Consider the following 14,079-nt stretch of genomic DNA (forward strand, 5'->3'; position numbering starts at 1 on the left):
ATTCGAATACCAACCCCAACCGCGCAGCACTCTCCGTTCCTCGAGAATGTCCGCCAGTCACGACTCTCGCGGCACCGCCAGCAAAGACCCGCTCCCTGTCCGAACGAGCCTGTTCGTTGCGAGCGCGATTTCGAGGGCTCGACCCAGACGCGCCGAGATCTGCTCGGTGAGTCGCTTACCTCCGAACAATGCCAGTGCCTCGCGCTTGATCTCAGTGTCGCCGATACCTCCGCTGAGTTGGGCGACAACTGCCATGGCATTGGCGATCTCGACGAGACTCACGTGCTCGAGAGCACGCCCCTCGCCGGGCTCGCTCGTTCGGACGACATGCCACGATCGAGGCTCGGCGCCCATCGGCCAAACGAAACCGGGATCGGCTGAGCGAAGGTAGGCAGCGGACAGTTGAGCGAGGATAGCGGCGGAGCGAGCGCCCTGAACGCGCGAGAGACCGAACGCTTCGGCAACGAGCTTTGAGAGCCGCACGCTGGAGATTGGTCCCTCATGCTCGATCGCCGCGAGCAGGGCGGACTGGACGCGCTGTGCGGAAATCGCGCCCGGTAGGTCATCAAGTACTTCCAGTCCCCCGAGCGATGGCGGCCGCCACGGATCGAACGCGACAACGTCTGGATGACGCGGCAGACCCCCAGACGCAGACGTGGCCGGAGCGTTCGACTCGGAGACCGTCATCGCCCGCATCACCGGAGTCTCCGACGACCGGGCGCGCAAGGTGGACGTAACGTCGACCTCGACCGGCGCGACCGCAGCATCGCGCCGGTGCGAGGGCTCGCCAGCAGCCCACGCTTCCGCCGCCGCGTCCACCGCAGAGACAAGGCGCTCGACGGTGGCATCCCGCTCACGTAGCCAGGCCGGAAGCCACACTCGTTCGACCGCTGGCCAGCGCATGAGCCCTCGGAGAACCTCAACAGGTAGTCCGTCGCGGTCGGCGACTGTTCGACGCGAGCGCCAACCTTCACCGTCAAGCAACACCGCTACAAGCGGCTGAGCCGGATCCGAGGCTGACGCGAGCGACAAATCGACGCGGAAATCCGACAGCCCCACATCCGTCTTCACGACTAGCCCGCGGTATCGCAACTCCGCGGCGATGTCTTCACGATGACGGTCGTTCACGGCCTCGCGGAGCGGCGAATCATCGCGCACTTCGGTCCCGCGCTGCGCGAGCTCCAGGTAAGCCTTCAGGTCCTTGATGCCCCGCGAGGAGGTTTGCTCGGCTCGAAGATCTACGGGGTCGAAACTCGAGTACAAAATCACCTGTCGACGCGCTCTCGTCACCGCGACATTCAATCGGCGCTCGCCCCCGGCGCGCGAGAGAGGCCCGAAGTTCAAAGGCAGCATTCCGCGCTGGTTCGCACTGAAGGCGACAGAGAAGAGGATGGTGTCGCGCTCATCGCCCTGCACGCTCTCGAGATTCTTGACGAACAGTCCGTCCCGTTCGTCCATCGCGCGACCGATTCGTTCATCCGCGGCGTCCCGCAGCATGTTCTCGATCAGATCCCGCTGCTGAACGTTGAACGTGATCACCCCGAGCGAGGGCGTCTGGTCAGCCGAGCGAGCGAATCGCAGTGAGATCTCACGAACGATCTCCTCAGCCTCTACGACGTTGGTCCGCAACACCCCACGTCCACCGGAGCGCGCGAACTGTCCCGGAACGCGCACCAGCGAGATCCCGTGATCCAGACGCTCGGCTTCAGCGACATTGGGGCCGACTGCCATGGTCTCGGCCGAACGCAGCGGCGCCGGGAAAGAAGACAGCCTGCTGTCGTAGTACTGATGATTGCTGAACGCGATCAGTGCCTCGTCCTGGCTCCGGTAATGCCACGACAACCACTTGCTCGGCACGCGCGCCTGTGTGCACTCGGTCAGGATCGACTCTTCATCGGCGACCGGCATCGCCGCCGATTCTTGTTCGTCCTCGGGGTCGACACTTATCTCGGCAAATGAGGTCGGGGGCATCTGCTTGGAATCGCCCACGACGACCACCGACGCGCCGCGCCCCATGGCTCCCACGGCGTCGGCGACGCGAATCTGGGATGCCTCGTCGAAGACGACGATGTCGAACATCTCCGACCGCGCCGGGAAGAATCGCGCGACCGACTCCGGGCTCATGAGCATGCACGGCGCGATCTGCGTAATCAGGTCGCCATACTTCTCCATCAGCGTCCGCACACTGTCGCCGCCACGCTGGCGGGCTAGTTGACGCTTAAGCGCCCCCATGTCTCCACCGTCGAACGCGGCGTCGAACCTACGCATGCCGAGAATGTCGGCGGGGATCGCGCGGGGCAGTTCCTCACGAATTGCTTCGGAGCTGTCGGTGAACCGAGTGATCGCTCGGCTGTGAGCGAGAGGATCGAATGAGGAGAGCGCCGTCGCCTCCTCCCTCTCGGCGATCGAAGTCGCAGCGAGACCCTTGTCGAACGCGAGCGAAGCGTCCTCCGCATCTACCCGGCCCGCGAGTATCCCAGCTCGGGCACCGGTCATGCCTGCCCGTCGCAAGGGTTCGAGGTGATCAAGCAGATCAAGCCAGCGGTTGAGGGTCACCGGTTCAACTGTGACGACATTGCGAGCGCCTCGAGTCCGATCCCAAGCAGGGATCACTCCAGCTTCGCCGGCCCAGCTCGTGAAGCGATCCTGAGGGGACCCGTCCGCGGGGCCAGTGTTCGACTGCGTCACCAGCGTGCGCCACGCCTCGGCCACAGCGCCAATTCGTTCGGCCGACGACACATCCGGGGTTGTTGCGGCGTAGTACTCGCGCAGATCGCTCTGGAGCGCGCCCGCGGGCGAGCGGTCAGACCCGAGTAGACGCGAAATCGATGCCATTCCGTCGAGCGCAGTCAGGATCGCCTCGGCGGCGCCCGGCATGAAGGGGTTCCAAGCGCCATCAAGTAGAGGCGCAGGAAGTTGGAGAAGGGCGTTCCGAACCGGCGCCGTGCGTGTGGCTGAATCAGCAACCGCGGCTGTGAGAGTCGAGAGGTGCTTCAGGGAGATCGTCGCCTTTTCGACGACGAGGTCGGGCGCGATCATCTCGAGGACGGCGCGACGACGCTTCTTGCGACCGAAGAACGAGGACTCATCCGCAGCAACGGCCGCGGCATGGATGCTCGCGATGTCGCGCCCCATGATGCGCGCATCCAGTGACGTCAGCCATGCGGACCCGGACTCTAGTGCCGCAATGTCTGCACGCAAGCGAGCGATCTCGGCCGCGCCCGTCGGCGATGCCGCGTAGTCGATCGCATCGAGCGAGTACCGAGGAGCGCTGGCGATCTGCGCCCAGGCTTCCAGTTGTTCCGGTCTGCCTGCGCGCGCCAGGACCGCGCCCGGAGCGCCGCCATCGAGCGCCGCGGTCAGAGCCGTATCGAACGCCTGCGCCGCCCGGTGCACCGCCAAGGCGTCCACGCGTTGACCTTTGACAATCTCGATGAATCCCCAGGGATGCAACTCGGCCGGGCGAGCCAGATCGCTCACTGCCGCCATCGACCGCAGGGTGGAGCGCAGCTCGTCAAAGACCTGCTCCGTACCTCCGCTTGCTAGCGCAGTAGGCACCTCGAGTGCGACCACGTCGTCTGGCGCGGCCAGCAGGTGTGCACGCGCCGAGTACAACGAATATCCCGCAGCGTTCGGCTCGTGGAGGCGCTGTGCGTACCTCGAAAGAGTCCCGCGACTTGTTTCTGATGTCTCGAGTTGAGCCTTGAGCGCAGCCACATCGGGCCGTGCCTGCGCGTCAAGCGCCTTTCGCAACTGCTCGCGGACGGCCGTCGGTCGCGCACCCTTGTCGTGCAGGTCCAGAGAGAAGGGCCCGAGACCAACCGCGTCCAATCGAGCCTTCACGACATCGAGCGCCGCTCGCTTCTCGGCGACGAAGAGAACGCGGCGCCCGGCAGCAAGCGCTCGCGCAAGAAGGTTGGTGATCGTCTGCGACTTTCCCGTCCCAGGAGGGCCTTCGAGCACGAAGGTGCGGCCAGCGACCGCCTCCGCCACGGCCTCGAGCTGCGAGGAGTCGGCCGAAACGGGCACCTGTGTCGCCAGTGCATCCAGGTCGACGTCGACCGGCCGGGGCGCCGACTCGACGAATGCTTCGGTGGGCGACTCGGCGAGATGCCGTACGAGTTCGTTACCGAGCAGTTGCTCCCAGTTGTCGTCGAGGTCCTTCCACAGCCTGAACTTCGCGAACTGAAGAATCGCGAGGTGCACGGACTCCTCGACGACGAATGGCCGCTTGGCGTCGATCATCGACTGACGTACAGCGTTGAAAACCTCGGGCAGGTTGATACCGGAGGCATCCTCGGCGGGGTTCTGCAGCCCCGGGATGTCGAGCCCGAAGCTCACGCGGAGCTTCTCGAGCAGGCAGTAGTTCGGCGTTGAAGCCCCAGCTTCGTCGAGGACGATCCGGAAGGACTGGCCCCGCGAAACGCTCTCGAGCGTGACGGGCACCAGAATCAGGGGTGAAGCAAGTTCTCGATCGTTGAAGGTCCACCGCAGAGTCCCGAATGCGAGATAGAGGTTGTTCGCACCGGTCTCCTCGACGAGCGTCTTCGCCTTGCTGGCGAGGGCGCGCAGGCGGTTGGTGTACGTCGCTGCTGTGATGTCTGAGAGATAGGCCTGGCGCTTCTCAGCGAGGAGCGCTTCGCGGTTCGCAGGTTCGAGATCGCGACCAAATCGGATGCCTCGTTCACGCGCGATCTGCGGGACACCGTCCGACGGCAAGAGACTGATGCTCTGCCGATCGTTGATCATGTCTTCAAGGCGCGGAAGTGCATCGCCAGGAACCGCGAGCGCGTAGCCCGCTCGATCTGTGAAGTTGATCAGGCGATTCCGCAGCGTGAGGTCGAGCAGCTTGTTCTTCCACTGCGCCACCCGAGCGGGCGGCACGGGCCGGCCTGGCAGTGAGCGAGTTGCTTCGCCCGGAACATACGGCGCCACGGGCGCGGCGTCGGCGAGCCGATACTCCGTGACGACGACTTCGCCCGTCTCGCTGACGGAGCGACTGGGCAGCGGAAGAATCGAATTCTCGCGTGCGCCGCGGATGTCCGTGATTCCCAGCACATCATTCCGCCGTTCAACGAGGAATGGGCTGGCACCTCGTCGTGCATCCGCGAAGGATCGGGACGCCTCGCCGCCGGTGATCATCGTCGTCTCAAGCAGGCCGATCTTGCCCATTTCAGCGAGGTTGATCACCTCTTCAATGTCTGTAGTCGCGGGGTCGCCGAGCGTCGCGTCCTCACGCCAGTACCCGAGGAAGATGTGACTCTCCGTCAGCCACAGTGTCGAGTTGATGCCGACTTGCTCGAGGAGGGCAGCGAGCGTGACCGTCGTGTCGAGGCACGTGCCGAGACGACCTTCAAGAACCTCGTGCGGAGTCCGCACCTTCTGCCCCGAGATACCCCAGCTCGCAGGTGGTTCGGCATAGCGGATGTCGCCGTACCGGACTGCCTCCCAGATGGACTCGACCATCGCGTCTACGCGTTCCGGGTTGTCACTCTGGTAGCCATCGAGGTCGGAGCGACCCGTTGCTGTCGCAAGGCGATCGGACGCCGCTTGCAGTACCGGGGTCAGCACAGACGCCTGAGGCTGGACGAAAGACGCCAGCAACTCAAGCCCGAGGTGCAACTCGCGGGCGATCCATTGATTCGCCGCGAGCACGACGACATCGTTCGCCTGTTCCGCGATCACGTCACCGTTCGGGTCGCGCAGGGTCGCGCGGATCTGCCCGGGCTGCTGTGTGTCGACCGCGAGCATCGCGCCCGGATCGAGCATCAGCAAGTCCGGCGCTGTGATGACGACTGTGCCATTCGGTGCCAGGTCGACAAGTACTACCTTTGGTCCTCCGAGCGAGCCCGCCGCGCAGTTTGCTTCGATCTCGAGCGAGGCCCCACGAAGCTCGGGACCGTCGTAAGCGATCCGGACCTCCTGCACCGCGACGATTCGCGCGTGACCAACGGCGTAGCTCAGTTCGGTGACCGATTCGACCGTCAGATGTGCGCGACCAGCGGGCGTCGGCGGTGCTTCGGGACGTCCGGATGCCTGGGGTTCCTGAACTTCGCGCAGGCCGCGACGGGTGAGAGGAACCGGGCTCGAGTCCTGGTCGGCCGAGTTCGTTGCAGTGGGGGCCACGGGTGGGGACGGCAACCCATGAAATCCAGGATCACCCATCCCGCCCGGCATCGGCGGCGGCATCGGCAGGGGCTTGACGTGGCCGCCGGAAAGAATCGCCATCACGGCTGGCTTGCGGTAGGAAACTCGCAATGCTTCTTCGTCAGCACCGATCTCGCGCAACAGCAGTTCAGCGGAATCAAGCGCTCGATACGTCTCGGCGGGCGTGAAGTCGACCTGGTGCGCGTACCGATTCCGAACCTCGCGCAGCTCACTCGCCCAGTTCACCGCCTGGCGCGACAGGCGCCGATCGAAGGGGTACCCGAGCGTTCCCAGCTTCTCCGTGATGACTCGCAGCATCAGCCCGATGTCGTTCGCATGATGGTGCGTGGTCGGACGCCCGGCGACCGCATCCTTTTCGGTGATTACCTGCACCCAGGTCGGACCGTTGGGCAACTGTTCCGCGAACGTGGCCTCGATGAAGGGGCGCAAACCCTCGGCAAGATCGTCGAGCGATTCGCCAACCAGGTAACGAGCACCATCCGCCATACGCTGTCCTCCCAGACCGGCCGGAGATCGTGGGCGCGGCCGGTCGACCCCATTCGGGAGCATAGGCCAAGGTCTCGACTCCGCCCAGGGTTGATTCTGAATGAGAAGTACACCTCACCGCACTGCCTGCCTGCCTCAACACGGATGCGGAAGCGACTCCGACGCTGTTCCGCGTGAGCTTCGAGATACCTGACCAGGCCGCGTCGAACGCAGCGCCTGGAGACGATCCCACAATGACGGAGCCGATGCGCGTCTCGTCCGTGATGGCTTCCAGCACAGAGCTCACATCGCCGGACCTCACGTACTGCGGCTGGCTCGTGAGCGGAGTCGCACCGTCAAGCGGCTGCAGCTCGTCGAGGAGATCCCGCACGATACGCGGAGTCCCACCCAGTCATCGAGGCGGCTCACGCCGCCGAGCTTCTCGCCCAGCCAACCGCGCACGTGGCGCTCGGTGACTTCGATCGCATCCATGGGCGCCTTGACTCGGAAGAAGTCTTGAGATCTCAACTAGAACAATCCCTGGTTAGATCAAAAATTGTGCCCCTGGAGGGACTCGAACACGTTTTGAGCATTGTGCTCTGCGACTCCGAACGACAATTTCCGCGGAATTACGCGGATTCTGCCAACTGCAACGACACCGATCGACGTCCGAAAACTGCTACAAGCAAATAGTATGCGGGCAAAACGCGGGCAAAAAATGGGCCGTTTCCCGCCTGTTCAGAGGCCTTCAGAGGGGACCGTCATTCAACGGCATTCGGAGTTAAATTCCGACAGGGCGATTTTGAGCAGTTTGCTCACCATTATCGATGCAGATTCCACCGCGCTACGCAGAATGCTAACCACAGTTAGACCTCCTTCTGGCGGCCGTGCTACAGCGCGCTACGCTACGTCCCGCGAGATCCTGCGCAGGGTTGAGGCAGGCGAATCGGTGCTGGTCAGCAACAACGGCCGCCTAGCTGCCCTCATCGTCCCGGTGGGAGGCGATCCCCTTGACGGGCTGATCGCACGAGGCGAGGCAAGGCCAGCCCGCACCGGTAGTGATGCGCTGGCAAACATCACGCGGACGGTTTCGCCAGCGAGTACGCGGCAGCTGCTTGATGACAGTCGAGGCCGCTGGTGACGGTGGCCTACCTGGACACCTGAGTCGCGATGAAACTGGTGATCGAGGAGACCGAGTCTGAAGCGCTCGTCGCCGCCCTCACTGATTCCTCTCGACGCCTGGCGGCGTCCTGGCTTCTGCACACCGAGTTGCATTGTGCCGCGGACAGACATCCGGCGATCATCTCAATCGATGCGATCACGGCAGTGCTCGATGCGGTAAGTCTGGTTGACATAACTCGCGGGGATATGCTCGCTGCCGGCACTCATGCTCCGCTGCGTTCGAACGACGCGATACACCGTGCGACCGCACTGAGGGTCGGTGCCGACGAGATCGTCACCTACGATGACGAACTCGCCCGAGCCGCCGCGGCGGCCCGGATCCGGGTGGTCGCCCCGGCGTGAGGGCGCGAGTGTCGCCCAGGTGCGAGCCGAACCAATTGAAGACCACCTGCAGCACCATGTGCAGCTGGGCGAGCGACAGGCGGTCGTCGACATCGATGGTGCGCCAGATCTCCGGCTCGATACCGACGATCGATGCCCGCAGGCGAAGAATGCGGCGAGAAGGGCGAGCGGGCACGAATCAACGCTACCGGGCTGCTCCAGCAGACTTCGGCGCCCAATGCCCAATCGTCCTCACAGCGTGCGCGGAGGAAGCGTCTGCGGAGCCGCATACGCGAGCGCCGCCTGGGTCCACTCGCGACGCCATCGCATCATCGCTTTCTGGTCGGCCTTGGACAGCTTGACGAGCTGCGGGACGAGTCGGAACATCTCGTCGACGTATCCGGGGATGTCTCCCGGTGGTCCGGCGGTCGCCTCGGACAGGATTCGAAGCGCGAGGGTCGGATCGACGCCCTTCTTCAACAGAGCGAGAACTTCCCGGGCATCCTTGGTTCCCTTCTCCGAACGGAAGCGATCGAAGAGCGCAGCGAGCTTGGTGACGAAATGCGCCTCGATCGTCAGAAGCAACCAGGGCGGAGCAACGTCGTCGTCGACGTACTCAGCGAGCACTTCGACCTTGAGCTTGAGCCTCGTGCCGAGTTTCGACTCGTGCGGGAGGTAGATGTCCAAATGCACCCCTTCCACCTCGCCGCGAAACTTACGGGCCAGGTGGACCGAGTTGTCCGTGAGACTTTCGACGACCGAATCGAGTAGGTAGCGAGAGCTCGGAGTAACGATCAGGTCGATGTCGTGACTGATTTCACCCCCGACCCGCAGGTGCGTCGCCCATCCGCCGATCAAGATCGATGGGTCGAGGTCGCGCCCGACGTGGTCGAGGACGCGGCGAATCTTCTCGTCTGATTCATTCAGGGATTCAGGCATGCGCTTCCTCCGCGGGCTGTTCCCAATCCGCTCGCTCGAAAAGTCTCGAGTGGAGGGCTGCGCGAAACTCGCTGGCCTGCCACCCGGGCATCGCAAACAGGTCGGCGTAGGTCTGAGCGACGCTCGAGTAGCCCTCCCGCCACACTCGCGCGGCGACCCGGTCGCGTGAGACCACCCGAACCTCTTCGCCTTTGGCGAGGCCTTGGGTAACGCCCGCGTCGACGTAGATCAGCCGAGTCCCCTTGTCGGCGATCGTGTTGACGCCCCCGAGCCAGTGCAGCGCGGCATCCGTTCCGCCAAAGGCGACAGCCGACGGATGCTCGTTCGTCAAACTCTGGGCTGCGCTCAGCGTGGTCATCGCGACGGTGTCGCGGATCAAGTTGCGATTCACCGCCATCGTGAGCACAACCTTCTCGGGGCTGACGACAATGATCCCGCCACGACGCCGAGTTTGGACCGCGCCGATCTCCACCAAGCGACCAAGTGCCTGGTGAGTGCTAGAGACAGGGGCATCGACCGCAGCCGCAAGCGCGCTGAGGTCTGGCCACTCGCGACGACCCGCAAGGGCACCCTCGGCAAGCGTCCGCCACACGATCTCGTTCGTCTTCACGGGTCAAGCTTGGCACAATTCGTAAATATACGGAACGTCTATCCGTTAATTTATGGAAATTGTATCCGTGTATCTACGGATGCCAATCATCATCGCGCCTCGGTCAGCTGTTCCTCGGAAACACAGCCACGAGTCGACCATAGACAGCGTCCACGTCGATGGCAGCCGGGGTGGCCGCGGATATTCGCTTGGTGAGCAGACGCGGCCACACCACCTCGATGTCGCGCACTGTGAAGTCACCACCGAAGAGGGGCCAGTCAGCCTCGAGAAAGCAGAGCACGCCGCGAACGACGACATCCGGGTCCGCCACAGCACCGGCGACTCGTTCGACCTGAGAAACAACTCCGTCGACGAGTTTGGTCTGGTCGCGACCGCCCACTCGAAGCGACTCCACACGGGGCCGAAGGATCCCGCCTTCGACGCGCAGTTCGGGACGTTTTCCCTTGTACCGTTTCGCGTCGATCACCCACACCCCCGCGGGAGAGACGACGATGTGGTCGATGTTCGCCCGCGAACCAGGGACCCGACGGTCATGAAGAACACGCATATCCGCCGAGAGGTCCTTGAGCCGCTCGGCGAGCAACTCCTCGCCGATGGCGCCTCGCTCCCACGCGCGAGTGCTCTGGGGGTCATCAGAAAGCGCCAGGATCAGTCCGCCGAGCTTCGGGTGATTGGCACGGATGCGCTGCTCCCGAGCCGACTTGCGGCGCTCGTGCTCTCGCCGCGCCGACCCACCTGCCACGTCGGTATCGATGTCGACGTCAGGCGCGATCTCGACCTCGGGCTCGGTCTCCCGCTCGCGCTCGGGGGCGGAGTCAACGGCCGGCACGGGGCATACAACACAGCGCACGGTCTTTGTCTCGCGCTCGTAGATCCCATGTTGCCCCGCCGGCAGCGGGGTGCCGCAGAGTTGACAAACGCCCGAGTAGCGCAGCCGCATGCGCTTTCCAGCCGGAAGCGGTTCGCTCATCACGGGCCGAACGTACCACCGACATTCGAGGCCCCTAGCCAGCATCACCGCAGAATCATCTCGAGCACGGCCCTACCGTCATGCCGTTCTTCCTCTGCCGCGTCAGGGAGATGAGTTCGGTGAGCTTCGGCCCCGCCCCCACGGCGAAAAGCGCGCGGCGGCGTCGACTACCGCACGATCAAGCTCAGGATCGAGAACGGGACCCTTCCCACGGTCCAGGTTGGCCCGCGCCGGATGATTCCATGCTCCCCGCTGCTGCGCGTGTTCGGGATGAACGCCTGACCGCCGGTTCGAATCGCACATCCAGTAGGCGGCATCAAGTCCCTCGCGTGGCGTCCTCGCATGTCGTGCACGGACACAACAGCGTAGAAGCGAGAGAATTACCGCCGCAACCAACCACTGCTGTGCTCGATGGCGCGCTGCCAGAGCTCGCGATTGTCTCGCCGATGACTGTCGCCGATGAGGGGCTCAAAGCGTCGTTCCAGATGCCAAAGGTCCGCCACGGCGTTTGTACCTGAGATGACCCCGACGGCCACTCCCGCCAGCAAGGCTGCGCCCCACCCGGTGGTCTCTGTCACGGCTGGTCTCTCAACCGGGATGCCGAGCATATCGGCCTGGATTTGCATGAGCAGGTCGCTGCGGGATGCACCACCATCCACTCGCAGGACCGTAGGCGCGATCCCCGACGTTTCCCCGATCACGTCGAGGGCGTCCGCGACCTGGTGAGCGATCGCCTCAAGGGCGGCCCGCGCAATCTGCGCCGGTCCTGAGCCCCGCGTAAGCCCGAGGATCGTTCCGCGCGCATACGAGTCGAAATGCGGAGATCCGAGTCCTGCGAAGGCCGGTATGAACACAACGCCCCCGTTGTCGGGTGCTTCCGCCGCCAGCGCATCGACTTCGGATGCGTGCCCGATGAGGTGTAAGCCGTCGCGCAGCCATTCGATGGCCGCCCCCGCGACGTCCGCGTAACCCTCCAAGCCATAGGTCGCGGCGCCTCCTGCACTCCACAGCACCGGAGCCATGACTCCTTCTTTCGGGGAGACGTATTCTGCGCCGGTGTTCATCACTAAGAACGATCCCGTGCCATACGTGCTCTTGACCATCCCGGGACGAAGGCAGGCCTGACCGAACGCCGCGGCCGTCTGATCGCCTGCCAGCGCCCCGATCGGGATGGCCGCGCCTAGGACGTCAGGATCGGTCACGCCGACTACCCCGATGGTGTCGACGACCTTCGGCAACACAGATTCCGGAATCCCGAGTTCGGCGAGCATGCGGGGAGAGTACTGGCGCGTGCGGGCATCGAGCAGCAAGGTCACGGAGGCATTCGACGTATCGGTGGCGTGGATTCGGCCTCCCGAGAGGCGCCAGGCGATCCAGCTATCGATCGTGCCGCAGACGATGTCGCCGCGTTCTACGCCCTCGCGCACCTCGGAGTCGTTCTCAAGCACCCACCGGATCTTCGTCCCGGCCGCATTCGGCACGATCGCCGCGCCGGTGTGGTCGAGGATGCCGTCACCATCACGACGAATGAGCTCCTCGCAGATGCCGAGCGTCCGTCGGTCTTGCCACACGATCGAGCGCCCGACTGGCTCGCCCGTTGCCCGCCGCCAAAATGTCAGCGTCTCTCGCTGGTTAGCGATGCCAAGGGCAGCAACCTGGAGTGCAGACACATCCGCGTCGCGGAGCGCCTCGGCGAAAACCGTGCGGCAGAGGCGTTCGATCTCGAGCGGATCATGCTCGACCCAGCCCGGTCGCGGATAGTGCTGGGTGAGCTTCGCCGATGCCTGGCCGACTATTCGACCATCGGGCGTCACGATGAGCGCTTTCGTCATCGTCGTGCCCTGGTCGATTCCTGCCAGGTATTGCATATTCACTCCCGCACGAAGACCGACCGGCCGCGGAACACGGTGCGCATAACCTGCGTGTCGGTGATCTCGGATGGTTCGACGAGACGTAGATCGCGGTCGAGAACAGCGAAGTCCGCATACATCCCCGGCTTGAGAGCACCGACCTCGTGCTCGCGGAAGCCAGCATAGGCGCCGCCGCGCGTGTACAGGTCTATGGCAGCGCGAATACCGATTCGCTCGGATGGCACGGGCCCGTTCACCGCGGCCGCTATTCCGAAAAGGGGATCGAATGGACTCACCATGCTGTCCGAGCTGCCCGCCAGCGCGACACCCGCTTCGTACATCGTGCGGAGGGGATACAACTTATCGCTCCGAGCTCCCAGCCGCGTTCGATAGGTGGGGAGCTTCTGGAACATGAACCCCGGCTGCACCGTGATGACAAGCCCGAGTTCACGCGCCCGGGCGATGTCCCGCGGGCGGGGAAGGCCGAAGTGCTCGATTCGATGCCGGTGGTCGCGGGCTGGGTGGCGGCCGAGTACCGCCTCGAACGCCGTCAGCGCCTGGTCGATCGCGCGATCGCCGATCGCGTGTAGGCCGATCTGCAACCCCAGGATGTGCGCGGACTCGATCATGGCTTCGAGTTCGTTCGACGAATAGTAGAGGTGTCCCTCCTCACCAGTCCGATCCTCGTACCCGCCGAGAAAGGCGGCCGTCCAATTGCTGATGGAGCCGTCGACGGTGATGTCTCCACCGACTTGACGAAGGCCGAGCGCCGCGGCCTCCGACGGCTCGGTGGTGTTGAAGTAGATCGTCGCTTCAAACGTAAGGTCATCCCGCGTTTGAAGTCTTTCCACGAAACGTCGACCGCCGTACTCGTCACCGCCTTCGATGCAGTGCACCGAGGTGAGACCAGCCCGTGCCGCGAGCTCTGCGGCACTCGTGATGGCCGCGTCGATGACACGATCCGGCACGATCTCCGCGACGCGCTTCTTGGCGAGGGCGTTCGCGTCCTTATCGAGTAGGCCCGTCGGGTTGCCAGCCCCGTCGCGGCCGATTCCCCGCATATCTGAGGGAAGGTCGAGCGCGGCGAGCCCCGCCGTATTGACGAGTGTCCAGTGATACGACCGATGGTTTATGTGGAGCGGCATTCCGCCGCCGATGGAGTCGAGCTCCACGATCGTGGGCAGCCGTCGCTCGATGAGGAAGTTCTCGTCGAGATTCCCGGAGTGCAACCATCCGTCTGTCGCGGTCGCACGACCACCATGCAGTCTGCCCATCACCTCGTTGACGCTCCCAGCACCTCCGAGGTCCACACGGGATGTCATTGCCCCAGTGTCGATGAAGTGCGCGTGCGCGTCGACGAATCCCGGGTAGAGGGTCGCGCCATCCAGGTCAATTCGGCTCGTCGCGGCAGACGCGAGGTCCTCCGCACTACCGATCGCACGAATGCGGTCGCCCTGCACGAGCAGCGCGGTTCCGGCCTGGTGTTCATGGTCAGGGTCGTAGATGGTGCCGTTCTCGTACATCACGACATCCGAAGCTTGCTCACTCATCGTCGCCAATCTGACAGCGACTGA

The 14,079-nt window shown here is 64.2% G+C and carries 8 protein-coding genes; 1 reads left to right on the forward strand and 7 read right to left on the reverse strand.

The genetic code is table 11. The annotated features are described in order from the left end of the window. Positions 1-57: 57 nt before the first annotated feature. Entirely contained in the window at positions 58-6,654 is a 6,597-nt protein-coding gene (locus ACIGCK_RS05185) for a DUF4011 domain-containing protein (protein ID WP_396664358.1), read from the reverse strand. A 1,149-nt stretch (positions 6,655-7,803) separates the two neighbouring features. Between ACIGCK_RS05185 and ACIGCK_RS05190 the strand changes: the two genes are divergently transcribed. Next, on the forward strand, positions 7,804-8,157 hold the full coding sequence (locus ACIGCK_RS05190; RefSeq protein ID WP_396664360.1) for a PIN domain-containing protein: 354 nt from the start codon (positions 7,804-7,806) through the stop codon (positions 8,155-8,157). Here the strand turns inward: ACIGCK_RS05190 and ACIGCK_RS05195 are convergent. The 6 genes from ACIGCK_RS05195 to ACIGCK_RS05220 all read right to left on the reverse strand — a co-directional run bounded on the left by ACIGCK_RS05195 (position 8,090) and on the right by ACIGCK_RS05220 (position 14,028). Further along, positions 8,090-8,332 carry a hypothetical protein gene (locus ACIGCK_RS05195; protein ID WP_396664362.1) on the reverse strand — a complete coding sequence of 81 codons (243 nt, stop codon included), beginning with the start codon at positions 8,330-8,332 and terminating at the stop codon, positions 8,090-8,092. The two genes, ACIGCK_RS05190 and ACIGCK_RS05195, sit on opposite strands and share 68 nt — an antisense overlap. A 56-nt stretch (positions 8,333-8,388) precedes the next feature. Beyond that, complete coding sequence (locus ACIGCK_RS05200) at positions 8,389-9,075, reverse strand: hypothetical protein (protein ID WP_396664364.1); 687 nt, start codon at positions 9,073-9,075, stop codon at positions 8,389-8,391. Further along, positions 9,068-9,685 carry a hypothetical protein gene (locus ACIGCK_RS05205; protein ID WP_396664366.1) on the reverse strand — a complete coding sequence of 206 codons (618 nt, stop codon included), beginning with the start codon at positions 9,683-9,685 and terminating at the stop codon, positions 9,068-9,070. The genes ACIGCK_RS05200 and ACIGCK_RS05205 overlap by 8 nt, the downstream gene beginning before the upstream one ends. Before the next feature lie 103 nt (positions 9,686-9,788). Then, positions 9,789-10,655 (reverse strand): nuclease-related domain-containing protein, encoded by an 867-nt coding sequence (locus ACIGCK_RS05210; protein WP_396664713.1) that lies wholly within the window; start codon positions 10,653-10,655, stop codon positions 9,789-9,791. Between the two features lie 380 nt (positions 10,656-11,035). Next, positions 11,036-12,523, reverse strand: a complete 1,488-nt coding sequence (locus ACIGCK_RS05215) for an FGGY family carbohydrate kinase (RefSeq protein WP_396664368.1) — start codon at positions 12,521-12,523, stop codon at positions 11,036-11,038. 2 nt (positions 12,524-12,525) lie between these two features. Further along, positions 12,526-14,028, reverse strand: a complete 1,503-nt coding sequence (locus ACIGCK_RS05220) for an amidohydrolase (RefSeq protein ID WP_396664370.1) — start codon at positions 14,026-14,028, stop codon at positions 12,526-12,528. Positions 14,029-14,079 lie beyond the last annotated feature (51 nt).

Origin of the sequence: Microbacterium sp. NPDC078428 (genome assembly GCF_044542535.1) — a bacterium.
Classification (GTDB): Bacteria; Actinomycetota; Actinomycetes; order Actinomycetales; family Microbacteriaceae; genus Microbacterium; species Microbacterium limosum.

Excerpts from the sequence above, each read along its gene's own strand:
- ACIGCK_RS05185 (WP_396664358.1), bottom strand. The coding sequence starts at position 6,654 with ATGGCGGATGGTGCTCGTTACCTGGTTGGCGAATCGCTCGACGATCTT.
- ACIGCK_RS05190 (WP_396664360.1), top strand. The coding sequence starts at position 7,804 with ATGAAACTGGTGATCGAGGAGACCGAGTCTGAAGCGCTCGTCGCCGCC.
- ACIGCK_RS05220 (WP_396664370.1), bottom strand. The coding sequence starts at position 14,028 with ATGTACGAGAACGGCACCATCTACGACCCTGACCATGAACACCAGGCC.
- ACIGCK_RS05210 (WP_396664713.1), bottom strand. The coding sequence starts at position 10,655 with ATGAGCGAACCGCTTCCGGCTGGAAAGCGCATGCGGCTGCGCTACTCG.
- ACIGCK_RS05200 (WP_396664364.1), bottom strand. The coding sequence starts at position 9,075 with ATGCCTGAATCCCTGAATGAATCAGACGAGAAGATTCGCCGCGTCCTC.
- ACIGCK_RS05215 (WP_396664368.1), bottom strand. The coding sequence starts at position 12,523 with ATGCAATACCTGGCAGGAATCGACCAGGGCACGACGATGACGAAAGCG.